Below are 25701 nucleotides of genomic sequence, written 5' to 3' on the forward strand. Positions count from 1 at the left end.
CATATTTTATGATAATTCAACAAGCTCTAATTCAACTAGAAATTCAGCAATAATCCCAATTACATTAAAGTAAACCATGATTTCATCTTTTGCATTTCAATGATTAGTCTTCTTTAGCTAATTCTTTTACTCTAGCTGGTACTTCTTCATCATACCATATCCATCTGCAGATATTAATGGCATATAACCCATATCCGAAGATTAAACTAGCAAATGCTTGAACAAATTTTGACTTCATGATTTTCTTCCCTCCCTTAGTTTTAGTCTTTCAATAACCAATGAACATGATGTTGCAATAATAGCAATCGAAATGTAATTTACGTATGTCTTCCAATTTAGATAACTCATACATATAATTATGAATATAAATACTAATAAACATATACGATTACATTTCTTAACGTACTCCATTCTTTTACTTGACCATTGTATTTGCTCTCCACATATTGGTGCAAACATTAACATTAAAACATATGAGATCATTAGTAGCCCATACACTAAAGCTTGAATCGGTACAATATTCTGGAAGTTATTCACTATTACTGTGAGTGTATAAATTATCACAGTTGTTGTAAAGCATTTTACTCTTGAATTTGCATGATGCCCACCAGTATACTTTCTCATAATAATCAATGTAGCTATGAAGAGTATTGTTGCAATTACATTATGTAGAAAAAAAGAGAGTACTACTATAAAAAGGACAAGGAAAATGTTATAAAGCAAAATAGCTAATCCATATTTATATACGTCCCGATCTTCTTCCTTAGCTGCTTTATTGCTAATTAAATAACTTGTAATTGAATTAGTTATTACATCTAACACGAAATCCACTTCCCTTTTCCATTCTATGCTGACACTATAGCACAATAAATTGGTCTTGTGTTAAAGATGTAACTTTTAGTTCATTTTATGTAATTTTTAGTCGTCTACTGGTATTCTACAGACAAATATGAATTTATTATTTGTATAACCTATTTCAAAATATCCTTGCATCTCTTCTATTACTTTCTTTACATTTTTTAATCCAATTCCATGATTCTTTTTATCTAGCTTACTAGTTAGTATTAATCCTTCTTTAAACTGCGGCTTTACCGCGTCGTTCGAGACAGAAAATATTAAATTATTTTTTTGTAAATATAGTTTTACTTCAACAAGTGGTGCTCTATCTCCTATTTTCTCTTTTTTCCAATTAGAAGCACCCTCTATTGCATTATCCAAAATATTACTCACTATAATACATATACTAGTTGGATTAATGATATTTTTATCTAGTTTCTCTACTAAAAACTTTGTTTGTATTCCAAACTTTTTTGCTGTATTATATTTTTCATTCATAATTGCATCTAGTATTACATTATCTGTTTGTACTATCTTTATCATATTATCTGTAGATTTACTTAATTCTTTTGTATATTCTTCTAACTTTTCATATTCTTTAGTTTTTACCAAAGTGTTCATTAAAGTAATATGTCTTACTATATCATGTTTTATTCCACGAACCTCCTGATAGGAATGCTCCAACTGCATGAAATACTTCTGTTGGTATACTAGTTGTTGCTCCATCAAGCTTATTTCCTCTTTAATTTTTGACATTTGATGAAGATGCTCATAAATATAAAATACAATAATATTCATAAAGAATAATCCCAAAACAGTTAAATATACTAATGCAGTTTTTCTGTCATCACTTCCTACTTGTACTGAATAATCTATTACAAGCAACATAGCTATAATACTTACAATAGGAACTATTAAGAGTGGGATAAAGTACTCACCACTTTTGTATTCGACTTTTTTATTAATTAATTTTGCTCTTGTTATAATAACCCATAAAATAAGTTTTGAAATAATGGCTGCTGTATTATTTACGATATCTATACTAAGTATTTGTTGTAAATTAATGTCCAATATAGTGATAGTAATCATATATATCGATATTTCACATACTCCAATAATACTATTAAAGAAAGTAAGCCAAAATAAAATCTTTGCTATTTTACTCTCAAATAATATTTTAATTAAGATAGTCTCCAACATTATACTTAATGTTAGCGTTATCCATAAACTTCTGCTTATGGATCTTGTAGCCAATATTATTGTAAAATCACATACACACCATATTATAGGCAAATACTTAATTTGGAACTTTCGTTCAAAACAACTATCAATCAAACTAAATAGAAGAATTACCTCTATTAGCCCTGGAAGGGCATCGTCAATCGTATGAATCATATTAAGCCCCCATGTATACTACATAAAATTAATTTTAATGTCATTATCGCAACGACCACGTAAACGCTCTATTAACTTCTTTTATTTTACTTTTACTAATTGGTAATCTAATTCCCTGCTCCAGCATTAAATCATATCCTCTTATTTCTTCAACATATTTTAAGTTTATAATATAACTTTGGTGAATTCGAATAAATTCATAATCAGATACTTCTAGTTCAACTTCGTTTAATTTGCCGTAATAACTTAAGACTTTATCTTTAAGATGAACTAAGATTGTTCTTTTATTACTTTCAAAGTAAACAATATCTTGTAATGAAATAAGACGCTCTTTACCTTGAAAGGAAAAAGAAAACATATTTTTTCTTTCATATTGAATTTCTTCAATTGCTTTTGTTAATACCATTGGAAGTTCTTTCTCGATTGTATCTTTCATTAAATAACGGTAAGCCTTTACCTCAAAGGCATGTAGCACCATATCAATATGACTAGTAATGAAAATAATAATTACTTTGTTATTTCTCTTCCGAATCACTTGCGCTGTATCAATTCCCCCAAGTTCTTTCATTTGCATATCCAATAGTATAATATCAAATTCTGTTTGTGATATGCATAAATAATCCACAAATTTTGCCCCATCATCAAATTGTTGAATACTCACTTTATTATCCGTACTTTTAGACCATCTTTTAATAAGCTCCAATAAATAATCTTTAAAGATTGAATCATCATCACATACAGCTATATGTATCATTTTTCACCCTAACTTTCGTTTCTGGACTTAATCACAGATGTATTGTAATCTTTTATTAATATCAACTGCGAGAATTATTCTTTTAGTTTAATTATACCATTATTTACCACAAAAATCTATATTTCTTCTCTTTCTAGCAAAAATATGATTTTGTAAAATTATTCATAAAAAAAGCGCATCGCAAATAGTGTTAATCTATTTGCGATCGCTTTATTCTATTATATATTAAACTATTTAGAGTTAATTCTTTTTATTCCTCATCTTCTGATATTGAAAGCATATCTAAGTCGTCAAAAGAATCTTCGTCTGCTTGATAATTGTCTGTTATTTCATTTCCAATTCCATCAAAGCTATTATCATCTTCAACGTCTTCTGATACCATTAATTCTTCACTAATATCACTATCTAGTTTTACAGAACGATATCTCTTCATACCTGTACCAGCTGGAATTAGCTTACCAATGATAACATTTTCTTTCAGACCGATAAGTGGATCGACTTTACCTTTAATTGCTGCTTCTGTAAGAACTTTTGTTGTTTCTTGGAAAGATGCTGCTGAAAGGAATGAATTTGTAGCAAGAGATGCTTTTGTAATACCTAGCATTACTTGTTTACCATCTACTTCTTCTAGACCTTTTTCACGTAATTCAACATTTACATCATCATATTCTAAAGTATCAACTAAAGTACCTGGTAAGTAGTCTGAATCTCCATTATTTTCAATCCTGATTTTCTTAAGCATTTGTCTAACGATAACTTCGATATGTTTATCATTAATTTCTACACCTTGTAGACGGTAAACTCTTTGAACTTCTTGAATCATGTAATCTTGCACCGCACGAACACCCTTAATCTTAAGGATATCATGAGGGTTAACACTACCTTCTGTTAATTCATCACCGGCTTCAAGAATGTCTCCATCCATAACTTTAATACGTGATCCATAAGGAATTAGGTAAGCCTTTGCTTCACCTGTTTCATTATTTGTTACGATAACTTCACGTTTTTTCTTCGTATCTTTGATTGTTACAACTCCACCAAACTCTGCAATAATTGCAAGACCTTTTGGTTTTCTTGCTTCAAAAAGTTCTTCAACACGAGGAAGACCTTGTGTGATATCATCACCGGCAACACCACCTGTATGGAACGTACGCATTGTAAGCTGTGTACCTGGCTCACCGATTGATTGAGCAGCAATAATACCTACTGCTTCACCAACTTGAACAGCTTCACCAGTTGCCATGTTAGAACCATAACATTTAGCACATACACCAATGTGTGATCTACAAGAAAGAATAGTACGAATCTTAACTTTTGCATTATTACCTGCATCTATCAATTCTTGTTTTGCAACGATTCTTGCTGCACGTTTTGGAGTAATCATATGATTTGCCTTAACGATTAGCTCACCGTTATCATCAAAGATTGATTCACAAGAATATCTTCCTGTAATTCTTTCTTCTAAGCTTTCAATTACTTCACGGCCATCTGTAAATGCCTTAATCCACATTCCAGGTATTTCTTTGCCTTCTTGACAGTCAACTTCACGGATGATTAAATCTTGAGATACGTCAACAAGTCGACGAGTCAAGTAACCTGAATCGGCTGTACGAAGCGCAGTATCAGAAAGACCTTTTCTAGCTCCATGTGCTGAGATAAAGTATTCTAGTACGTCAAGACCTTCACGGAAGTTTGACTTAATTGGAAGTTCGATAGTACGACCTGATGTATCGGCCATAAGACCACGCATACCTGCAAGCTGTTTAATCTGCTTATCAGAACCACGGGCACCAGAGTCAGCCATCATGTAAATATTATTATATTTATCAAGACCAGTTAGTAGAGCTTCTGTAATTTCATCATCGGCTTCTTTCCAAGTCTCAATAACAGCTTTGTATCTTTCTTCTTCTGTCATAAGACCACGACGGAAGTTCTTAGAGATTACTTCAACTGTTTTTTCTGCTTCTTCTAGAATTGTCTTCTTCTTGGCTGGTACAGTCATATCAGAGATAGAAACTGTCATAGCAGCACGAGTTGAATATTTATATCCTAGAGACTTGATTGCATCAAGAGTTTCAGCTGTCTTTGTTGCACCATGTGTATTGATACATTTTTCAAGAATTTGTTTTAATCCTTTTTTACCAACATGGAAATCTATTTCTGGTTTTAAGAAGTTTTCAGGTTTGCTACGATCTACAAATCCCAAGTCTTGGCTTAAGATTTCATTGAATATGAAACGTCCTAACGTAGACTCAACCATCTTTGTTTCTTCTTCACCGTTTAAGTTAATACCAGTTCTACGTACCTTAATCTTAGCATGAAGCGTAACTTCTGCATTTTCATATGCCAAAATAGCTTCATTAATACTCTTGAATGCATGGCCTTCACCTAAATCACCAGGTCTTTCTTGCGTTAAATAATAGATACCAAGTACCATATCCTGTGAAGGAACAGCAACAGGACCACCATCAGATGGTTTTAGTAAGTTATTAGGTGAAAGTAATAAGAATCTACATTCTGCTTGTGCTTCTACGGAAAGTGGTAAATGTACCGCCATCTGGTCACCATCGAAATCGGCATTGAACGCAGTACATACAAGTGGATGTAATTTAATTGCTTTACCTTCTACTAATATAGGTTCAAATGCTTGGATACCAAGTCTGTGAAGAGTAGGTGCACGGTTTAGCATAACTGGATGTTCTCTAATTACTTCTTCTAATACATCCCATACTTCTGATTGAAGTCTTTCTACCATTTTCTTGGCAGATTTAATATTATGAGCAGTTCCTCTTGCAACTAATTCTTTCATAACGAAAGGCTTGAATAATTCGATAGCCATTTCTTTTGGAAGACCACATTGATAGATCTTAAGTTCTGGACCAACTACGATAACAGAACGTCCTGAATAGTCAACACGTTTACCAAGTAAGTTCTGACGGAAACGTCCTTGCTTACCTTTTAACATATCAGATAGAGATTTTAGTGCACGGTTACCAGGACCAGTAACTGGACGTCCTCTTCTACCGTTATCAATAAGAGCATCTACTGCTTCTTGTAACATTCTTTTTTCATTACGAACAATAATATCTGGAGCACCAAGCTCTAATAATCTCTTTAGACGATTATTACGGTTGATAATTCTACGATATAAGTCATTCATATCACTTGTTGCAAAACGTCCACCGTCTAATTGAACCATTGGTCTTAAATCTGGTGGGATAACTGGAACTACAGTCATAATCATCCACTCTGGTTTGTTACCAGACTCACGGAACGCTTCAACAACTTCAAGTCTCTTAATGATTCTTGCTCTCTTTTGACCAGTAGAATCTTTAAGATCTCTCTTTAATTCTTTTGATTCTTTTTCAAGGTCGATATCTCTTAATAGTTCTTGAATAGATTCCGCACCCATACCAACACGGAAACGATTTCCGTATTTGTCATAAGCTTCTCTGAATTCTTTTTCATTTAATACTTGTTTGTATTGTAAATCAGATTCACCTTTATCTAATACGATATATGATGCAAAATATAATACTTTTTCAAGAGTTCTAGGAGAAAGGTCTAAAATTAGACCCATTCTACTAGGAATTCCTTTAAAATACCAAATATGAGATACTGGTGCAGCAAGCTCAATGTGTCCCATTCTTTCTCTACGAACACTAGCTTTTGTTACTTCAACACCACATCTATCACAAACGACACCTTTATATCGAATTTTTTTATATTTACCACAATGACATTCCCAATCTTTGCTTGGTCCAAAGATTTTTTCACAGAAAAGGCCATCTTTTTCAGGTTTTAGAGTTCTATAATTAATAGTTTCTGGCTTCTTGACCTCACCCCTAGACCATTCTCTGATCTTTTCAGGTGAAGCAAGCCCGATCTTAATCGCATCATAGGCTATCTGTTCTACGTGCTCTGCAGTTATTTCAGGCATTGTCTGATACTCCCTTCGGTATTAATCTTCAAATTCTTCGTCCATTTCAGCTAACTCAATATCTTCATCTTCGAAAACAGAGAAAATGCTATCTTCTTCAGCGCTCTCATCTGCTTCTACTTCTCTAAATCCAGCATCTGCAAATGGTTCTTCATCAAATCGAAAGCCTTCATCACCTTCAATTAATGGAGTTAAATCTTCATCGCCATATTCTATATTTTCAGTCATCTTAATTTCGTTACCATTTTCATCGAGAACGATAACATCAAGTGCTAATGATTGAAGTTCTTTTAACAATACTTTAAAGGATTCTGGAATACCAGGTTCTGATATATTCTCCCCTTTAATAATTGCTTCATAAGTCTTAACACGGCCAACAACATCATCCGATTTTACCGTTAAGATTTCTTGTAATGTGTATGCAGCTCCATATGCTTCAAGAGCCCAAACTTCCATCTCTCCAAATCTCTGTCCACCGAATTGTGCTTTACCACCTAATGGTTGTTGTGTAACTAATGAATAAGGACCAGTAGAACGAGCATGAATCTTATCATCTACTAAGTGGTGAAGTTTTAGATAGTGCATGAAACCTACTGTAACAGAACTATCAAAATATTCTCCAGTTCTACCATCGCGAAGTCTTACTTTACCATCACGGTTGATAGGAACACCTTCCCATTGTTTTCTATAATCTTGATTCTTCACTAAATATTCCATTACTTCTGGTTCTAATACATCTTTATATTTGGCTTCGAAATCTTCTAATGGAGTATTTACGTAATCATTTGCTAATTCTAGAGTATCCATGATATCGAACTCTTTTGCACCATCGAATACTGGAGTTGCTACTTTAAAACCTAATACTTGAGCAGCTAAACTTAAGTGGATTTCAAGCACCTGTCCAATGTTCATACGTGAAGGTACACCCAGAGGGTTAAGAACGATATCTAGAGGTCTACCATTTGGTAAGAAAGGCATATCTTCTGCTGGTAATACTCTAGAAACAACACCCTTATTACCATGACGACCAGCCATCTTATCACCAACAGAGATTTTTCTCTTTTGTGCAATGTATACACGTACTGTTTGGTTTACACCAGGTGATAATTCATCGCCATTTTCTCTTGTAAATACTTTTGCATCAACAATAATACCATATTCACCATGTGGTACTCTAAGGGAAGTATCTCTAACTTCTCTTGCTTTTTCACCAAAGATTGCGCGAAGAAGTCTTTCTTCTGCTGTAAGTTCTGTTTCTCCCTTAGGAGTTACTTTACCTACTAAGATATCTCCTGCACGAACTTCTGCACCAATACGAATAATACCTCTTTCATCAAGATCTTTAAGAGCATCATCACCTACACCAGGAACATCTCTAGTAATCTCTTCTGGTCCAAGCTTAGTATCTCTTGCTTCTGCTTCGTATTCTTCTATATGAACAGATGTATAAACATCTTCTTGTACTAATCTTTCGCTTAATAATACAGCATCTTCGTAGTTGTAACCTTCCCAAGTCATGAAACCGATTAATGGATTTTTACCAAGTGCGATTTCACCATTTTGAGTTGATGGACCATCTGCGATAACTTGACCTGCTTCAACTTTATCTCCTTTGAATACAATCGGTCTTTGGTTATAGCAGTTACCTTGGTTACTTCTATCGAATTTTGATACTTTATATGCAGTTCTAGTTCCATCATCGTTTTTAATAACAACTTCTTTTGAAGTTGATTTTTCAACAGTACCAGACTTCTTTGTTACAACACATACACCAGAGTCAACCGCTGCTTTACCTTCCATACCTGTACCAACTACTGGTGATTCAGTAAATAGTAGTGGAACGGCCTGACGTTGCATGTTTGATCCCATTAGGGCACGGTTCGCATCATCATTTTCAAGGAAAGGAATCATTGCTGTTGCAACTGAGAATACCATCTTTGGAGAAACGTCCATCAAATCAATTTTAGATTTTTCAAATTCAGAAGTTTCTTCTTTAAAACGACCTGATACATTATTGTTAATAAAGTATCCATTATCATCTAATGGTTCATTTGCTTGTGCAACAATGAACTTATCTTCTTCATCTGCTGTTAAATATACAACATCATCGGTAACCTTAGGATTCTTGGAGTCTGACTTATCCAATTTACGATATGGAGCTTCAATAAATCCATACTCATTAATTCTAGCATAAGAAGCTAATGAGTTAATAAGACCGATGTTAGGACCTTCTGGTGTCTCGATTGGACACATTCTACCATAATGAGAATAGTGAACGTCACGAACCTCAAAACCTGCTCTATCTCTTGATAAACCACCAGGTCCAAGTGCTGATAAACGTCTCTTATGTGTCAACTCACCTAGAGGGTTATTTTGATCCATGAACTGTGATAACTGTGAACTTCCGAAGAATTCCTTAACAGCTGCAGTTACTGGCTTAATATTAATAAGTGATTGAGGAGATACTCCTTCTAGATCTTGAGTTGTCATTCTTTCACGAACAACACGTTCCATTCTAGATAAACCAATACGATATTGATTTTGAAGTAATTCACCAACCGCTCTAATTCTTCTGTTACCTAAGTGGTCAATATCATCTGCATTACCTAAACCATATTCTAAATGGATATTATAATTAATAGAAGCCAAAATATCTTCTTTTGTAATATGTTTTGGAATAAGTTCATTCATATTCTTTTGAACAGCCACTTTAATATCTTCAATATCATCATAAGTTTCTAAAATATCCTTTAATACTGGATAATATACTTCTTCATGGATACCTAATTCTTCTTTATTAACATCTACAAAGCTTGAAATATCCACCATCATATTAGAAAGTACTTTTACATTTCGCTCTTCAGTTTGAACCCAAACATATGGTACTGCAGAGTATTGGATCTTATTTGCCAATTCTTCTGTTACAATTGTACCTTTTTCTGCGATAATTTCACCTGTACTCAAATCAATAACATCTTCTGATAATGGTGAATTAACAATTCTATTTTTAAGTGCTAATTTTTTATTAAATTTATATCTTCCTACTTTAGCTAAATCATATCGTCTAGCATCAAAGAACATGCTAGTAATTAAGCTTTCAGCGCTCTCTACTGATAGAGGTTCACCTGGACGTAGTTTTTTGTACAGCTCTAATAGACCATCTTGATAATTATCAGATGTATCCTTCGCTATACTTGCTAAAATCTTTGGTTCCTCTCCAAATAGCTCTTGAATTTCAACATTTGTTCCAATACCTAAAGCACGAATCAAAACAGTAATAGGTACCTTTCTATTTCTATCTACACGAACATAGAAAATATCATTGGAATCAGTTTCGTATTCTAGCCATGCTCCTCTATTAGGAATCACTGTTGAGGAATATAATTCTTTACCGATCTTGTCGTGTCCTATAGCATAATAAATTCCAGGGGAACGTACTAACTGACTAACAATAACTCTTTCTGCACCATTGATGATAAAAGAACCCGTGTCTGTCATTAATGGTAAGTCACCCATAAATATATCATGCTCATTAATTTCGTCATTTTCTTTATTGTGAAGTCTTACTTTAACTTTAAGTGGAGCTGCATAAGTTGCATCTCTTTCCTTACATTCTTCAATTGAATATTTAACATCGTCTTCACATAGCACAAAATCAATGAACTCTAAGCTCAAATGCCCGCTATAGTCAGCAATTGGAGAAATATCATCGAATACTTCATTAAGTCCTTCATCTAAAAACCATTGATAGGAATCTTTTTGTACTTCGATAAGATTTGGCATCTCTAATACTTCTTTTTGCTTTGAGTAGCTCATTCTTACGCCATTACCAACTTTCATTGGACGTATTCTTTTTTTATCCATTGACGTTTTCACCCCTTGAATTTTTTATATATATATGCTATAATTTCATTAATAAGAGATTAAAGCATATGACACCACAATAGTGCACATTTCATGTTACCACATCATGGACTAGATGTCAACACTATTTGCGTATCTTTTTTTGTGAATTTAATCATGTATTTTTTGGTTATTTCTATTTATCCATATTCATCTGATTTCTAATTAAAATTCTTTTTTTCTATATTAAGATTGTTTCTTAAGTATCCAATATAATCTACCACAGTCCAGGCACTTTTAATTATTATACAATTATATACTATAACTTTATATCATATTTATAAAATACTTCATCACTTATCAACATACAATATCTACATATTCTATCACAATTACCAATGATTTATGTTAATTAAATTAGTTTTTTATATTTGTTTACAAAAGTAAACTTGTCCTTCTATTATTAAAAAAAGGCTAGAGGAATGTTCCTCTAGCCTTTCTATATAGCAATAACTATAAAAAATTATTTTAAAGTTATTTTAGCGCCTTCTGCTTCTAATTTAGCTTTGATATCATCAGCTTCTTCTTTAGTAGCACCTTCTTTAAGCATTTTTGGAGCTCCGTCTACTACTTCTTTAGCTTCTTTTAATCCTAAACCAGTTACTTCACGAACTACTTTGATAACTTTAACTTTGTTAGCACCAACTTCAGTTAATTCTACATCAAATTCAGTTTTTTCTTCTGCTTCAGCAGCACCTGCTGCTGGTCCAGCTACTACAACACCTGCTGCAGCTGATACACCAAATTCTTCTTCACATGCTTTTACTAAATCATTTAATTCTAATACTGTTAAGCTCTTAATAGCTTCGATAAATTCTTGAGTTGTCATTATAAGATACCTCCATATTTTATATTCGTATTTTAATTTTTTTGATCCGATTACCTCAGATTAACAAGTGTGAAAGAAAAACACTTTCACTCTCATCGTTTGTGATTTCACCCTTGCAAGCAAGTGAAATTACTGCATTAAATTATGCAACTTCTTCTTGTTTTTCAGCGATTTGCTTAAGAACACGAGCAAAGTTTGTAATTGGTGATTGTAAGCTTCCAAGTAATTTGGAAACAAGAACTTCTCTTGAAGGAATTGTTGCAATTGTTTGAATTCCTTTTGCATCATAGTAAGTTCCTTCTACAACACCTGCTTTGAATTCTAATGCTGGAGCTGTTTTTGCAACTTCATTTAAAATTCTAGCTGGTGCAGTTGCATCTTCGATACCAAATGCTACAGCAGTTGGTCCTTCAAGATGTTTTGCTAGATCAGCATATACTGTTCCTTCGAAAGCGAAGTTAAGCATTGTGTTTTTGTATACTTTGTATACAACTCCTGCTTCTCTAAGTTTTTTACGAAGTTCTGTATCTTGTTCTACTGTTAAACCACGGTAGTCTACTAATACAGCAGCTTTTGCATCTGCTACATAACCTTTGATTTCTTCAACGATAGGTTGTTTTAATTCAACTTTAGCCATGACTGGTGCACCTCCTTATAGATTTTTGAACCGCCGTTATATCTCTACATGAGAAAACCCTCTCTATCAAAGACAGAGAGGGTTATTATAAGTCATCGTTTGATTATCTTATATTCCTCGGTAGGCGTTTTCAACTTATACCTTACGGTACCTACTGTCTTCGGCAGTCATTGTTACTAAGAGTATTCTTGAGTTATCCTCTCGAACAACCTTAAGTAGTATAACATTTATATATATGAGTTGTCAATTACAAATCAAAACTTTTTGCACTATAAAATCTTAGAAATTTATACCTAAGATAAATTAGCTGATTTTAGTAGTGTTTAATTTAACTCCAGGTCCCATAGTTGAAGTAAGTGTTACACTCTTTAAATATTGACCTTTTGCAGCTGCTGGTTTTGCTTTGTTAATTGCAGACATAAGCGTTTGGAAGTTGTCCGCTAATTGTTCTTCACTAAATGAAGCTTTTCCAACTGGCACGTGGATAATATTTGTTTTATCTAATCTATATTCAATCTTACCTGCTTTAATATCATTAACAGCTTTTGTTACATCCATTGTAACAGTACCAGCTTTAGGGTTTGGCATTAATCCTTTAGGACCAAGTACACGACCAAGACGACCAACAACACCCATCATATCTGGAGTTGCAACGATAACATCAAAGTCTAACCAACCATCATTTTGGATCTTAGGTACTAATTCATCTCCACCAACGAAATCTGCACCAGCAGCTTCTGCTTCAGCAACTTTATCACCTTTAGCAAAAACAAGAACTTTAACAGTTTTACCAGTACCGTGAGGTAATACTACCGCACCACGTACTTGTTGGTCAGCGTGACGTCCATCAACACCAAGTCTGATATGAGCTTCTACTGTTTCATCAAATTTAGCAACAGCTGATTTTTTAACTAAACTAATAGCTTCCACTGCATCGTATAAATTAGCTTTATCGATAAGCTTTGCAGCTTCAACATATTTCTTTCCTCTTTTCATTCTATTAACCTCCTAGTGGTATTATCGGGAGTTAACCCTCCCACGATTCGAAATATATATTCCATATGAAATATATTCTATTGTTAAAATGCAATTAAGCATTTACTTGAAATCTTTTTATAATCTAAAAACAAAATTGTTAATAGTTTCTTGTTTAAAAATTAGTCAACTACTGTGATTCCCATACTTCTTGCAGTACCTGAAATCATACTAATTGCAGCTTCAATACTAGCAGCATTTAAATCTGGCATTTTAAGTTCAGCGATTTTTTGAACTTCTGCTTTAGTAATTGTTGCAACTTTAGTTTTGTTAGGAACAGCTGATCCTGATTTAATGTTGCAAGCTTTCTTTAATAATACTGCAGCTGGAGGAGTTTTAGTAATAAAGCTAAAACTTCTATCTTGATATACAGTAATAACTACTGGAATAATCATTCCTTCTTGATTTGCTGTTCTTGCATTGAATTCTTTTGTGAATTGTACAATGTTAACACCATGTTGTCCAAGTGCTGGACCAACTGGTGGTGCTGGTGTAGCCTTTGCAGCAGGGATTTGTAATTTAATATAACCTGTAACTTTCTTTGCCATTATAGCATACCTCCTGAATTTTGTGGTGTTTGCGGGAATTTCCCTCCCACCATCTAGATTGTTTGTTAGAGACGTTTCATTTTATTGAAACGCTAAACGTTTCATAATGTTTTATATCGTCTCATTTTTTACTAAATTCTATGATTTAGTTTTCCTAGATGCTTCATTATTTTACATCTTTTTAATATCTGTGAAACTAATCTCAACAGGTGTCTCGCGACCAAACATATCAACGTTTATTGTTACGATTTGTTTATGATTATTTATCTGTGTAATAACACCCATTGTATTTTCCCATACACCAGACGTTACTGTCACAGCATCACCTACTTCTAGGTCAATCACGACTTCTTCTTTAATAATTCCCATGCTCTTCATTTCTGCATCAGTTAGTGGTACTGGTTTTGAACCAGGACCAACGAAGCCTGTTACACCTCTTGTATTACGAACAACATACCAAGTGTCATCATTCATAATCATGTTAAGTAAAACATATCCAGGAAATAGTTTTTTCTGAACGGTTTTCTTAACACCATTTTTAACTTCCACAACATCTTGCATTGGAACTGAAACCTCTATGATTTGATCTTGAAGCTTTCTGTTTTCAATTGTTTTCTCAATGTTGGCTTTTACTTTGTTCTCGTAACCTGAATAGGTGTGAACAACGTACCAATTCGTATCTGACATATTCTCACCCTTATCCTATTAAGAATTCTACACCATATTTGACAACAATATCAACTATGGAAATAACTATACCTAATACAACGGATGCAGCAACTACAGCTGCCGTTTGTTTAATAAGTGATTCTTTGTCTGCCCAAATTATCTTCTTAAATTCTGCTTTAAGACCTTTAAACCAACTTTTCTTTGGAGTGTTTTCTGAAATATTTGCAGTTTCTCCCATTTTTTCACTTCCTTGTAAGGTTAATAATTATTATTTAGTTTCTTTGTGTAATGTGTGTGATTTACAGAACTTACAATATTTTTTTGTTTCCATTCTGTCAGGATGTGTTTTCTTCTCCTTAGTCATGTTATAATTACGTTGTTTACATTCTGTACATGCCAATGTGATCTTTACGCGCACAACTTCCACCTCCGATTAAATTTCGTATTTACTTGTTTTTAGGCATAAAAAAAAGACCTCTTCCATCGCTAGTCTAATATATCATACTCTTACAGTTCCGTCAATATTTTTTTATAATGTAGTATATCATATTTTTTGTGTTTATGCTAGTATTATCCATAATTTTATTTCTTTTCTTATTAATACGCCCTATTTTTGTATAGAAATAATCTTTTTCCCATTTATGGGTTACAATTTTAGTCTATCCTGTCGACATATATCCAAATTGATGTTATATTAATTATATCAATGCTTCATATGTAAATTAGTACTATATCCTTATTTAATATATGTAGAATTTATTTTATGATAATTATAGAGTTTTTACAGCCGATAAACCAACCAGTAGAATTGTATTACTATTATAATTGTATAGTGGTTAACTACGCATTCAGTTGTTAACATAATGAATAGAAAGGAGATCTTATCAATGATTAACACTACCTATAATTATTTACCTATTAATTACTCCAATAACAAAACAACAAAATATCATTCCCATAAGAAATCTGAGCTTAAGACGATATATAATAGTATCATTAATTTAAGTAGAAAATCTCCTGTTTATTTATTAAATATAACAAATACGAACAATAATTACGCACTGTCTCTTAAGCAAAATGCGATTAATCTTCATGAAACTATGCTTGATTTAGACGAGAATACTCTCTCTTCTATCACAGATTCAAAAGAAGTCATAAGTAGCAATACCGATATTGTGGATGCTAGTCTAACAACCTCATCCTCATCAGACTTACTAGATCAATACTTGATAAAAGTAAAACAGCTAGCTACATCTCAAGTAAATACAGGCAAGGAGTTTAACAATATTTCCAAACCTCTAAAACCGGGAAATTATCGTTTTAGTATACGAACCAAAGATGATATATATGAGTTCCAATATAACATTTCAACTCAAGTAACTAGCAAAGATACTCAACTGAAATTAGTTGATTATATCAACCAAGCAAACATAGGTGTCTTAGCTACGTTTGAATCTTCCCAGACGAACGACGCCGGAAGGATTCGATTAGAATCTACTTCAACCGGATCAGATGGCAATCTCATCTTTTCCTTACAAGATCAGAAATCAGATAGTAGCAATCCAGGAATTATAGATATTCTTCAACTCAATACATTAACTAGCATTCCCAAAAATGCTGTATTCGAATTGAATGGAGAGGAGAAAACCACCTCATCGAATTCCTTTTGCATTAACAAATCCCTTAATATTAACCTAAATGCATCATCGAATGAAGTCGTAACTCTTAGTTTAGTTCCCGATCGAGATAAGATTATTGCTGGATTAGATTCAATCATCCAACCTTACAATGATATCATTCGTTTAAGCAATGAGCAAAGCACAAATCATCGCAATGCTAAAAGACTAATGTGGGAAGTATCATCCATTGTTAATGATTATAAGAACGAATTTGAATCTTGCGGATTAAATATTAATAGTAACAATGAAATCAACTTAGAAGAATCTCTTATATTACAAGCAGCTAATGATGGAGACCTCCAAAAGATTTTTTCAACTTCATTAGGTTTTATACCATCCATCTTAAATAAGAGCAATGAAATAATGTTAAATCCAATGAAGTACTTAGATAAGACAATCGTTTACTATAAAGACGTTACCAAACCTGGTGTTTCTAATCCATATATGACTTCTATCTATAGTGGAATGATTTTTAATTCTTATTGTTAATAAGAACTAATTCTTACATAAAAAAGGCTATCCATTTTGGATAGCCTTTAATACATAACAATTTCTTTTCCTTTCAAATAATCGGTTGGAGAAATACCAACGATAGATTTGAACTTTCTGCTAAAGTAATTAGGATCATGATATCCTACAGAAAAACATATTTCTTTAATAGTCTTATCTGTACTATTCATGAGATCCTTTGCCTTTTCAATTCGTAACTTCGTTGTATACTCCACAAAATTACTATTTGTCTCTTCTTTAAATAATTTACTAAGATACTGAGGGCTTACACTTACATGCTTCGATACATCTTCAAGCGATAATTCCTCTTTGTAATGTTCTTCAATATATTTTAATGCCATACTAACTACGTTAGATACTTTCTCATTATTATTATTTCTAGTCGCTTTAATTATCAATTCAAATTGATATATTGCCCAAATATCAAGATCATTTTTTTCTAATTTATTAATATTTTCAACCATATCACTGTAATCAAAATATTCATTTTCATTCTTACAGTAGGTCTTTGACGCATAACAAGATAATACAAGTAGCTCTACAATTTTACTTTTTCTATGTTTTTCAGTTAGTAACTCAAGCGCCTGCAACAAAGAACAATATATGATCATTGCTTCTTCTTTTGCCAACTTAATACTTTCTACTAGCTTAAGTTGCATCTCTACATATTCTTTACAATCCATTCTCTTCCTGTTACTTATATCATCAATATGTAATACATCCTCACCTTCATTTAAGGCTATACTTCTTAATGACTCTTCATAAGAGGTATAAAGTTCTTCTAAAAGAACCAAATTACCGATGCCAATCTTTGTATCAGCTCCAATCTCCTTGTTTAAATTCACATGAATACAGTTCGCTATTTGATACATTATAGATTTAATATAAGAAGAATCAAGAACTTCATCAAACGATATAATAGATACTATTCTATTACCGATCAACGGACCAACTACACCTTCTGTCTTGTTGTCTTTCATAATGCTTTTTATACAGCTACGCATTTGTTGATAATCATCAGAGTATTTGTTAGTCTGCGATATTATTTCAGTACTAATAACACATGCATTTTGACCAATTTTAATCATATTCTGATACTTTAATAATTGACTTTCAAAGTTTTTATTAAATAAAACAGAATAGACAATGTTATGTTCTGTAGCTTCAATTACATCGTTCATTACTATTTGACCTAGATCTTCACTATGTACTTGGGTATCATCTATTTGTATTTCATCAATTATTCCATTTAGAACATCAACTAGGTTTGTTTTATTTACAGGCTTTAATATGTAATCGTCAACACTCAATCGAATTGCTTCACGTAAAAATCCAAAATAATCATAGGAAGACACGATTATAATGTGTACCTCTGGCAAAAATCTTCTAATTGATTTGATTGCTTCTAGCCCATTAATTCCAGATATTTTAACATCTAGCAATATAATCTCAGGCTTTATTAACTTTGCCTTATCTATTGCATCTCGTCCAGTAATCGCATAATCAACAACCTTTGCTCTATCTATCTTTTTATTAATTGTATCCGTAATCTCATTTATAAATGCTCTTTCTTCATCGGCTACAAGTATTTTATACATATCCCACTCCTATTCTCAGGATTTTAACATTTATCCATTCATACAGGCTTACAGCTTAATCAGTTATATATAGGCTGTGCTTTTTACTCAAGTTAAAATATCATATATATATCTATTTTAACCGCTTAATTCATTTTGTCAATATAATCTATATATTACCATTTTTTTCTTTTTGTATTACTAAGCCTCTATAATTACTATGATATCAAACAATCCAACTCTATTTAAGCGAGATTATTTTTCCCATCCTGCAATTCAAGCTCAGACTGTAAAATTGTAATAGATAAATCCTCCATAAGATTAACATGATATGGCTTTACTTTATTACCATTCCCTTTTTGAAACACACGTACTACCGGTCTTAGAGGCATATTTTTATTTTGTCTCTCTACTAAAGCAATATCTCCATTCGATAATTGAACCATTGAACCATTAGGAAATAAAGCGATTTGTTTTAAAAAGATGGAAACTAACTCAACGTCAAATTGCCCTTCTGTATTTTCCACCAAATAATCAGCAGCCCTATGAGCAGGCCACTTTTTACGATAACATCGTTCAGAAGTTAAAGCATCATATACATCTGCAATCGCTACAATTTTTGAAAACTGATGAATTTCACTTCCTTGCAATCCTTTGGGATATCCCGCACCATTTATCCTCTCATGATGAGTTAAGGCAATAATCCGTGATAGTTCAGTTATTTCGTTACATTTTTTTAAGATTTCATAACCCTTTTGTGCATGTAACTGTACATGTTTATATTCTTCATCTGTTAAGCGGTCTGGCTTAAATACTATGTTTCTATCTAATGCAACCTTGCCAACATCATGAAGCAAGGCACCAATTGCCAATTTATTCATTAAACTCTTATTATAATTTAATTCTTTTGCTATTACCAAAGCATATACAGTTGTACTAACTGAATGAGCTAATGTATATTCGTCAGCAGAGCTTATATCATTAAGATTTAACTGAACGTCCTTATTCTGCAGTATTTCTCTAATCACACAATCAGCCACATTTACGATTCCTTCACCGTCCATCGAATCTTCTACAAGGAACCTATCGACTGTATCTTGCAATACTCTTTTACAAGTCGCTCTAGTTTCATTTGAAATAACATCTGGGATCTCAATTCCATCACTTATTTCATCATATATATATACTAAATCAATCCCCAAGCTTTTTAAGCGCTTTGTAAATCGGTTCAGATTAGTTACTCCCTCTTTTAAAATCAAATTATCAGCATAATAAATAGGCTGTGCTAACACCATTTCTTCCGTTATCATAGCCAACGATACTAATCTCATATTAACTAACTCCTATCTGCTCGTAAACTAGCCAGCACTCATCTGTACCGTAACAGATTCTCATAAGTCTGCCATTAGTACGAATATAACCCCATTTATATTCTATCTTATTATAATAACATACAATCTATTATTCAGCAACATAATCCGACATCGCTCATTGTTTCCTTATCTTTTTTATCATCTTATGACATCATTCCTTTATATTTCCACACAAACCACTGTTATTATCTTTCTCTTACACTCTTATATGGATAAAGGCCATCACAAACAGAATTTGTGATAGCCTTTCAATATAAAAATAAAGTTATAAAAATTATAATTTTTTCACAGATCCACCTTTTACAAGTTGAACTTTTAAATATATATTATCTAACGAGGTGGCCATAGGACTCTCAATTAAATTAATCAGCTGCTTAGCAGCTTCTGCACCAATCTTATTCGCATCTTGTCTTATTGTAGTCAAATTTGGTTCTAAGGTTTGTGCTACTGAGATTCCATCATAACCTGCAATAGATATATCATCCGGAATTTTTAATCCCAACCTTGCAGCTACATTCATAATTCCTAACGCAGCATAATCATCTGGTGCAATTATACAGGTTGGTCTATCTGGATGCGTCAATAAATTCATTGCCAGTTCCTCTGTTCTCTCAGGATCTCTGTATATTCCTTCTACATAATATTCCTCTGGTATTGAGATACTATTTTCTCTTAATACTGTATTAAAGCTAACCAAACGATTATGTGTAACGGAAGAACGTGTACCATGTATATATGCTATTTTGGTATGTCCTTGATCAATTATGTATTGTGTCAATTGCCTCATACCCTCCACATTATCAGATAATATTGAAATGGCATCATTAAAAGAGTGGTCAATTGTCACAACTGGGAATTCGCTATTTACAATTTCTAGAACTTCTGGCTCATTAAACTCTGCACAAGCAATACACACACCGTCAAAGTTTCTGTGTTTACAATGTTCTAGATAAGTCATTTTCCGATTACCAATATTGTGTTCAATAAAAGTAATATCATATCCTCTGCTTGCTGCATTTTCCTTAAAAGAAGCGAGAATATGTGCAAAGTATTCATTTCTAAGTCCATGATTAGACAATGTCGAGAATAATACCCCAATATTATATGTCTTCTTCATCTTTAGCGCTCTTGCATTTGCATCTGGAAAATATCCCATTTCACTAGCAGTCTTAAGAACTAATTGCCTAGTATTTTCACTAATATCCTGATATCCATTAAGAGCCTTACTAATCGTAGATACTGATACTCCACATTTAAGAGAAAGATCTTTTATCGTTGTTGCCATCTTTTCACCTTCTACCTTCCTAAATACTTCTATACTGAACTATAACGTTTTCGTTAATTAATTATATAGCATTCACGAAAATTAATCAATATTATTTTATAGTAAATATAGCCTTTTCCCTTATAATGTCACGTTCTATTAGTAATTAATATGATAATTTATTATTCTAGAGAGCCACAATATAATAGTAAACTTGATTTCATATTCAGCTAAATTTTCGCTTTTATTTTTACACTAGTGGCATTTCACTCTTCACATGCAAGTTATATTTTTTATCAATATTTTATTTAATAATATTTATACAAAGAATATACTCCAAATCATTTTATTTATCATGTTTTCACCTGTATTTTAACAATATAACCACTTTATTCTGTAATATGAATCTCGAATCACATCGAGTAAATTATTAATAATGCACACTAAACTTTTTCGAAAACGTTTACGTGGCTATTAATAAATTAATAATATTAATAAAATCTCTTACAACTTTTTATGTTCTTCTCGATTACTATCTAATATAATAATATTTTTCAGAAATCGATATGCATTATTGATACCCTTTACAATAATAATCGAAGATTCTTTCTCGCCTTTTATTTCGTTCACAAAGCTTTCTTTATAAATATTATTTTTTGAATATTCTTTTGTCATTGCATATTTACTTAGATAACTCTTTTCCTCTTTTAATGCAATTGGTGCATGAATTCGATTAAATTGATCACAAAAATCATGTATTTCACTATAATGGTTTTTCGGTATATAATTGAGCCCCTTTAATACCTTTACACTCAAAATCTTTTCTCCTATATTGTCAAACATTACTGCAATCAACAAACGTTCATTTTCGCCTTCTGATAAAACTTGAACAAGATATCCATTATGATTTTCATTCATATCATAAATTCTATACACACTTTTAATATCTTTACTATTTGTATAATAACTCAAATCCACTTTCTCACTGACTATACTTCCCAGATTATTAGCAGTTCTTACATTATCAAGAACTTTATCTTCCACTATCTTTTTAGAATTGTTCACTTTTTCTAATTGATTGATATCTGAAGAAGCATCAACTTTGAACCCATAGTCTATCTCATCACCTTTTTCCTTTGTTATCCCATATTTCAACTCATATATAGATAAGATTGCTACTAAAGCGACTGCTACGAGAGTAAGTATCTTACCTACTCCTTTATTAAATTCCTTTTTGACATGCATTATGTGATCCGGTAGTAATTTATCTTTATTCTTATTTTTGTACATATTAACTCCCATCTCGTGACTAACACGTTTCTATAAAAGTTGTTAACATTAACATTAAATTAAGACTTTTTACAATCTATCCATAATTATTTTTTCCGAATTACGAAAATATATGCAAAACATTGTTCTCGTTTATCTCCTTGAAGTTGTTTTTATTACAATCTTGATTAAGATGTCAAAGGTCATTCTCAACATACACCCAGTAAACTAAAATAAGACTTTTGACAATCCTAATCACTATTACCTTTATTGTAAATTTGTACAAGCTAGCGATTATATTTTAAGCAATTATTACAAATCATTAATAATTTATGAATTATTATTGCTAATTTTTATTAAATTTATTATAATTAATTAAAACTATTGATATGTTTTTGTATTTATTTTATCAAAAGCAAAAATACTACGCAAAGGAATTGGTGATATATGACAAGTCATATTAGAAGAACTCAATATAAGTTTAGTAGTTTTATACTTACAATTGCATTACTATTTTCTTTTACTCTCATACCGAACTCTGTAATGGCTTCGGACAATGATAATGAAATAGTTACAATTTCAGCTTCTAACTTTGTTGCTGATTCTTTTAATGGCGTTGATGCTATATATCGTCCAGGCGGGAATGATGGTACAAGCGATACCTATTCATGTGCTGCTTATGTAAAAAGATATTACAAAGAAGTATATGGTGTAACTGCGAATAATTTTTTCCACGACAGAACTCCACAGTCAAATAAAGATTCTTTTATAAAGGTATCTGCTCCTATGGTTGGCGATATTGCTGCTATGGATACAAGTAGTACAAGCACTCATTGGGCAATTGTAAAAGATGTTAACAAATCAACGGTTACTTTAATTGAACAAAATTGGAAATGGTCTCAAGGTGGTAAATACGTTACAAAAATTAATCGAACTATATCTGTTGATTCTGCAAGTTTCTACCGTTTATCAAGCGTAGATAAAGAAAGTACTTATATAGCAGGAATCAACGAAAATATGGTAAGAAATAAATAGATTAATACATAATAACTTAAAGGTGTTATTTACTGTTTGGATTTAGAATCAGAATAGTAATACACCTTTTTTTATATTTATTTATGAAAAGGAGTATTCAAATGAATAGTTTTAATGTAAAAGAAGTACTAGATCAACTTACCATAGAAGAAAAAGCAAGCTTATGCTCTGCTGCTGACTTCTGGCATACTAAAACAATTGAACGATTAAACATACCAAATGTCATGGTTTCTGATGGCCCTCACGGACTTAGAAAGCAGGAAGATGACCCAGATCACCTTGGATTCGGAGATAGCGTTGCAGCTGTTTGTTTTCCAAGTGCATCAGCACTTGCTTGTTCCTTTGATAGAGATCTATTAAAGGAATTAGGTAACGCATTAGGCGACGAATGCCAGGCAGAAGAAGTGTCCACTTTACTAGGACCAGGTATTAATATGAAACGTTCCCCATTATGTGGACGTAATTTTGAATATTATTCAGAAGATCCATACCTTGCTGGCGAACTTGCTGCTAGCTATGTAAATGGTGTACAAGAAAAAGGGATTGGTACTAGCCTAAAGCATTTTGCAGCTAATAATCAAGAATATCGTCGCATGAGTATAAGCGCTAACATTGACGAACGTACGTTACGCGAAATCTATTTGACTGCATTCGAGATAGTTGTTAAGGAAGCAAAACCAACCACATTAATGTGTTCCTATAACAGAATTAACGGAACTTATTCATGTGAAAATGATTGGTTATTAAATAAAGTTCTTCGTGATGAATGGGGCTTTGAAGGACTTGTAATGTCAGATTGGGGTGCAATGAACGAAAGAGTATCCGCGCTAAAAGCAGGGCTAGATCTTGAGATGCCTTCTTCTAGTGGCATTAATGATAAAGAAATTGTGAAAGCAATCAATAATAAGACTCTTGATATGGAGACTTTAGATACTGCTACCAAACGAGTATTAAACCTGATCAAACATTTTTATGATAATAAAAAAGAAGGAATTTCCTACGATAAAGAAGCTCATCACAACCTGGCAAGAAAGATTGCTGGCGAATGTGCTGTCCTTCTAAAAAACGATAATATACTTCCACTTCAACAGGAACAAAAGGTTTGCTTTATTGGACAATTCGCAAAGGAACCAAGATATCAAGGTGGCGGTTCTAGTCATATACATAGCTTTAAAGTTACAAATGCTGTTGATTCTTTTGCAAGTATGAGTACTACATCATTAAAAGGTGAAGAGCAACCATCTGCACCATTTGCCAAAGGTTATCACCTTTCTACAGATAAAATTGATGAAGCTTTGTTACAAGAGGCAGTGGAATTAGCAAAATCCGTAGAAGTTGCTGTAATATTTGCTGGACTTCCTGATAGTTTTGAAAGCGAAGGCTATGATCGAACACATTTAAACCTTCCAAATTGCCAAAATATATTAATACAAGAAGTACTTAAGGTTCAACCTAACACACTTATTGTCCTACATAATGGTTCTCCAGTTACTATGCCTTGGATTAATGATGTTAAAGCAGTACTCGATGTATACTTAGGAGGACAAGCAGTAGGTGAATCTACCATAGATTTATTATATGGAAAAGTAAATCCAAGTGGTAAATTAGCTGAGACATTCCCAGTAAAATTAGAAGATAATCCTTCTTACCTTAACTTCCCCGGTACAGAGAAAGAAGTTGTATATAGCGAAGGTATCTATATTGGTTATCGTTACTATGAGAAGAAGGCCATGAACGTACTATTTCCTTTTGGACACGGATTAAGCTATACCACATTCCAATATGATGATATGAAACTTAGCAATACCATTATGAAAGATACCGATACATTAAGTGTATCATTAAAGATTAAAAATACAGGCTCTGTATTCGGCAAAGAAACGGTTCAGTTATATGTTAAATCTCCAAGCGGTACACAAGTACGACCTATCAAAGAGCTAAAAGGATTCGAAAAAGTATCATTACAACCAAACGAAGAAAAAGAAATATTATTTAAACTAGATAAGCGTTCCTTTGCCTACTATGAGATGTCCATCAATAATTGGTACGTACCTACTGGTGACTATGAGATATTAGTTGGTTCCTCATCTAACAATATCCTACTTTCTCAAACTGTACATATCGACTCAACAGGCCACCTACCATTTGTTGTTACCGATACCACAACTTGCGGTGATGTCTATAAATATGTGAAGGACCCATCCATATTCGATAATCTAATAAAAAAATGTATTCTTTCCGTACCTCTCTCAGAGGACAATAGTCTTGGGGAAGGTTCTACTGAAATGATAAAGCAAATGTTTGATGGTATGCCAATTCATTCGATCTTATCTTTTGGAGATTTTGGCATTACACTAGAAGATATTAGGAATGTTATCAATCAATTAAACGCAAAATAATGCAAAAGGGACAGTTCACAATAATTGAAATCAGTTATTGTGAATTGC

At 32.6% G+C, this 25701-nt stretch carries 20 protein-coding genes and 1 other annotated feature; of the genes, 3 read left to right on the plus strand and 17 right to left on the minus strand.

All coding sequences use genetic code 11. The features are described 5' to 3' along the window. Positions 1-103: 103 nt before the first annotated feature. The 13 genes from bsdtb5_RS20430 to rpmG all read right to left on the minus strand — a co-directional run bounded on the left by bsdtb5_RS20430 (position 104) and on the right by rpmG (position 14965). Positions 104-238 carry a hypothetical protein gene (locus tag bsdtb5_RS20430; protein WP_271713795.1) on the minus strand — a complete coding sequence of 45 codons (135 nt, stop codon included), beginning with the start codon at positions 236-238 and terminating at the stop codon, positions 104-106. After that, positions 235-822, minus strand: coding sequence for an accessory gene regulator ArgB-like protein (locus bsdtb5_RS20435; RefSeq protein WP_271713796.1), 588 nt, complete (start codon positions 820-822; stop codon positions 235-237). Before bsdtb5_RS20435 ends, bsdtb5_RS20430 begins: the two co-directional genes overlap by 4 nt. Before the next feature lie 96 nt (positions 823-918). Next, positions 919-2232 carry a sensor histidine kinase gene (locus tag bsdtb5_RS20440; protein WP_271713797.1) on the minus strand — a complete coding sequence of 438 codons (1314 nt, stop codon included), beginning with the start codon at positions 2230-2232 and terminating at the stop codon, positions 919-921. A 43-nt stretch (positions 2233-2275) separates the two neighbouring features. Beyond that, on the minus strand, positions 2276-2986 hold the full coding sequence (locus bsdtb5_RS20445) for a LytR/AlgR family response regulator transcription factor (RefSeq protein ID WP_271713798.1): 711 nt from the start codon (positions 2984-2986) through the stop codon (positions 2276-2278). A gap of 250 nt (positions 2987-3236) precedes the next feature. Continuing rightward, entirely contained in the window at positions 3237-6926 is a 3690-nt protein-coding gene (gene rpoC / locus bsdtb5_RS20450) for a DNA-directed RNA polymerase subunit beta' (RefSeq protein ID WP_271713799.1), read from the minus strand. Between the two features lie 21 nt (positions 6927-6947). Beyond that, positions 6948-10790 (minus strand): DNA-directed RNA polymerase subunit beta, encoded by a 3843-nt coding sequence (rpoB, locus tag bsdtb5_RS20455; protein ID WP_271713800.1) that lies wholly within the window; start codon positions 10788-10790, stop codon positions 6948-6950. Between the two features lie 502 nt (positions 10791-11292). Further along, on the minus strand, positions 11293-11658 hold the full coding sequence (gene rplL / locus bsdtb5_RS20460; protein ID WP_271713801.1) for a 50S ribosomal protein L7/L12: 366 nt from the start codon (positions 11656-11658) through the stop codon (positions 11293-11295). 142 nt (positions 11659-11800) lie between these two features. Next, positions 11801-12295: a 50S ribosomal protein L10 gene (gene rplJ, locus bsdtb5_RS20465; RefSeq protein WP_271713802.1), complete on the minus strand. Its 495-nt coding sequence runs from the start codon at positions 12293-12295 to the stop codon at positions 11801-11803. Between the two features lie 41 nt (positions 12296-12336). Next, positions 12337-12477, minus strand: a sequence feature (ribosomal protein L10 leader region). A gap of 121 nt (positions 12478-12598) precedes the next feature. Beyond that, a complete protein-coding gene (gene rplA / locus bsdtb5_RS20470) occupies positions 12599-13291 on the minus strand; it encodes a 50S ribosomal protein L1 (RefSeq protein ID WP_271713803.1) in 693 nt (230 codons plus the stop codon). Between the two features lie 161 nt (positions 13292-13452). Next, the gene (rplK, locus tag bsdtb5_RS20475; RefSeq protein WP_271713804.1) at positions 13453-13878 is read right to left on the minus strand and encodes a 50S ribosomal protein L11; all 426 of its coding nucleotides are present in this window, start codon (positions 13876-13878) and stop codon (positions 13453-13455) included. A 171-nt stretch (positions 13879-14049) separates the two neighbouring features. Then, positions 14050-14565 carry a transcription termination/antitermination protein NusG gene (gene nusG / locus bsdtb5_RS20480; RefSeq protein WP_271713805.1) on the minus strand — a complete coding sequence of 172 codons (516 nt, stop codon included), beginning with the start codon at positions 14563-14565 and terminating at the stop codon, positions 14050-14052. A 10-nt stretch (positions 14566-14575) separates the two neighbouring features. Continuing rightward, entirely contained in the window at positions 14576-14785 is a 210-nt protein-coding gene (gene secE, locus bsdtb5_RS20485; RefSeq protein WP_271713806.1) for a preprotein translocase subunit SecE, read from the minus strand. Between the two features lie 30 nt (positions 14786-14815). After that, entirely contained in the window at positions 14816-14965 is a 150-nt protein-coding gene (rpmG, locus tag bsdtb5_RS20490; RefSeq protein WP_161836870.1) for a 50S ribosomal protein L33, read from the minus strand. Positions 14966-15434: 469 nt separating this feature from the next. Between rpmG and bsdtb5_RS20495 the strand changes: the two genes are divergently transcribed. Further along, the gene (locus bsdtb5_RS20495) at positions 15435-16715 is read left to right on the plus strand and encodes a hypothetical protein (RefSeq protein WP_271713807.1); all 1281 of its coding nucleotides are present in this window, start codon (positions 15435-15437) and stop codon (positions 16713-16715) included. A 47-nt stretch (positions 16716-16762) separates the two neighbouring features. On the opposite strand, the gene bsdtb5_RS20500 is transcribed toward bsdtb5_RS20495, so the two are convergent. The 4 genes from bsdtb5_RS20500 to bsdtb5_RS20515 all read right to left on the minus strand — a co-directional run bounded on the left by bsdtb5_RS20500 (position 16763) and on the right by bsdtb5_RS20515 (position 22240). Then, a complete protein-coding gene (locus bsdtb5_RS20500) occupies positions 16763-18334 on the minus strand; it encodes a response regulator transcription factor (protein ID WP_271713808.1) in 1572 nt (523 codons plus the stop codon). Between the two features lie 224 nt (positions 18335-18558). Beyond that, complete coding sequence (locus bsdtb5_RS20505; protein ID WP_271713809.1) at positions 18559-19644, minus strand: HD-GYP domain-containing protein; 1086 nt, start codon at positions 19642-19644, stop codon at positions 18559-18561. 316 nt (positions 19645-19960) lie between these two features. Further along, positions 19961-20971 carry a LacI family DNA-binding transcriptional regulator gene (locus bsdtb5_RS20510; protein WP_271713810.1) on the minus strand — a complete coding sequence of 337 codons (1011 nt, stop codon included), beginning with the start codon at positions 20969-20971 and terminating at the stop codon, positions 19961-19963. 483 nt (positions 20972-21454) lie between these two features. Continuing rightward, the gene (locus bsdtb5_RS20515; protein ID WP_271713811.1) at positions 21455-22240 is read right to left on the minus strand and encodes a hypothetical protein; all 786 of its coding nucleotides are present in this window, start codon (positions 22238-22240) and stop codon (positions 21455-21457) included. A 426-nt stretch (positions 22241-22666) separates the two neighbouring features. Here bsdtb5_RS20515 and bsdtb5_RS20520 point away from each other — a divergent pair, with 426 nt between their 5' ends. Both bsdtb5_RS20520 and bsdtb5_RS20525 read left to right on the plus strand, forming a co-directional pair. Next, positions 22667-23254: a CHAP domain-containing protein gene (locus tag bsdtb5_RS20520; RefSeq protein WP_271713812.1), complete on the plus strand. Its 588-nt coding sequence runs from the start codon at positions 22667-22669 to the stop codon at positions 23252-23254. Between the two features lie 101 nt (positions 23255-23355). Continuing rightward, positions 23356-25653 carry a glycoside hydrolase family 3 C-terminal domain-containing protein gene (locus tag bsdtb5_RS20525; RefSeq protein WP_271713813.1) on the plus strand — a complete coding sequence of 766 codons (2298 nt, stop codon included), beginning with the start codon at positions 23356-23358 and terminating at the stop codon, positions 25651-25653. The last annotated feature ends 48 nt before the right edge of the window (positions 25654-25701 follow it).

The organism is Anaeromicropila herbilytica (assembly GCF_016591975.1).
Taxonomy (GTDB): Bacteria; Bacillota; Clostridia; order Lachnospirales; family Lachnospiraceae; genus Anaeromicropila; species Anaeromicropila herbilytica.

Coding starts and splice junctions, on each gene's coding strand:
- rplA (WP_271713803.1), bottom strand. CDS start 13,291: ATGAAAAGAGGAAAGAAATATGTTGAAGCTGCAAAGCTTATCGATAAA.
- rplJ (WP_271713802.1), bottom strand. CDS start 12,295: ATGGCTAAAGTTGAATTAAAACAACCTATCGTTGAAGAAATCAAAGGT.
- bsdtb5_RS20430 (WP_271713795.1), bottom strand. CDS start 238: ATGAAGTCAAAATTTGTTCAAGCATTTGCTAGTTTAATCTTCGGATAT.
- secE (WP_271713806.1), bottom strand. CDS start 14,785: ATGGGAGAAACTGCAAATATTTCAGAAAACACTCCAAAGAAAAGTTGG.
- bsdtb5_RS20500 (WP_271713808.1), bottom strand. CDS start 18,334: ATGTATAAAATACTTGTAGCCGATGAAGAAAGAGCATTTATAAATGAG.
- bsdtb5_RS20520 (WP_271713812.1), top strand. CDS start 22,667: ATGACAAGTCATATTAGAAGAACTCAATATAAGTTTAGTAGTTTTATA.
- bsdtb5_RS20445 (WP_271713798.1), bottom strand. CDS start 2,986: ATGATACATATAGCTGTATGTGATGATGATTCAATCTTTAAAGATTAT.
- nusG (WP_271713805.1), bottom strand. CDS start 14,565: ATGTCAGATACGAATTGGTACGTTGTTCACACCTATTCAGGTTACGAG.
- rplK (WP_271713804.1), bottom strand. CDS start 13,878: ATGGCAAAGAAAGTTACAGGTTATATTAAATTACAAATCCCTGCTGCA.
- bsdtb5_RS20515 (WP_271713811.1), bottom strand. CDS start 22,240: ATGTACAAAAATAAGAATAAAGATAAATTACTACCGGATCACATAATG.
- bsdtb5_RS20495 (WP_271713807.1), top strand. CDS start 15,435: ATGATTAACACTACCTATAATTATTTACCTATTAATTACTCCAATAAC.
- rplL (WP_271713801.1), bottom strand. CDS start 11,658: ATGACAACTCAAGAATTTATCGAAGCTATTAAGAGCTTAACAGTATTA.
- rpoC (WP_271713799.1), bottom strand. CDS start 6,926: ATGCCTGAAATAACTGCAGAGCACGTAGAACAGATAGCCTATGATGCG.
- bsdtb5_RS20440 (WP_271713797.1), bottom strand. CDS start 2,232: ATGATTCATACGATTGACGATGCCCTTCCAGGGCTAATAGAGGTAATT.
- rpoB (WP_271713800.1), bottom strand. CDS start 10,790: ATGGATAAAAAAAGAATACGTCCAATGAAAGTTGGTAATGGCGTAAGA.
- bsdtb5_RS20510 (WP_271713810.1), bottom strand. CDS start 20,971: ATGGCAACAACGATAAAAGATCTTTCTCTTAAATGTGGAGTATCAGTA.
- bsdtb5_RS20505 (WP_271713809.1), bottom strand. CDS start 19,644: ATGAGATTAGTATCGTTGGCTATGATAACGGAAGAAATGGTGTTAGCA.
- bsdtb5_RS20525 (WP_271713813.1), top strand. CDS start 23,356: ATGAATAGTTTTAATGTAAAAGAAGTACTAGATCAACTTACCATAGAA.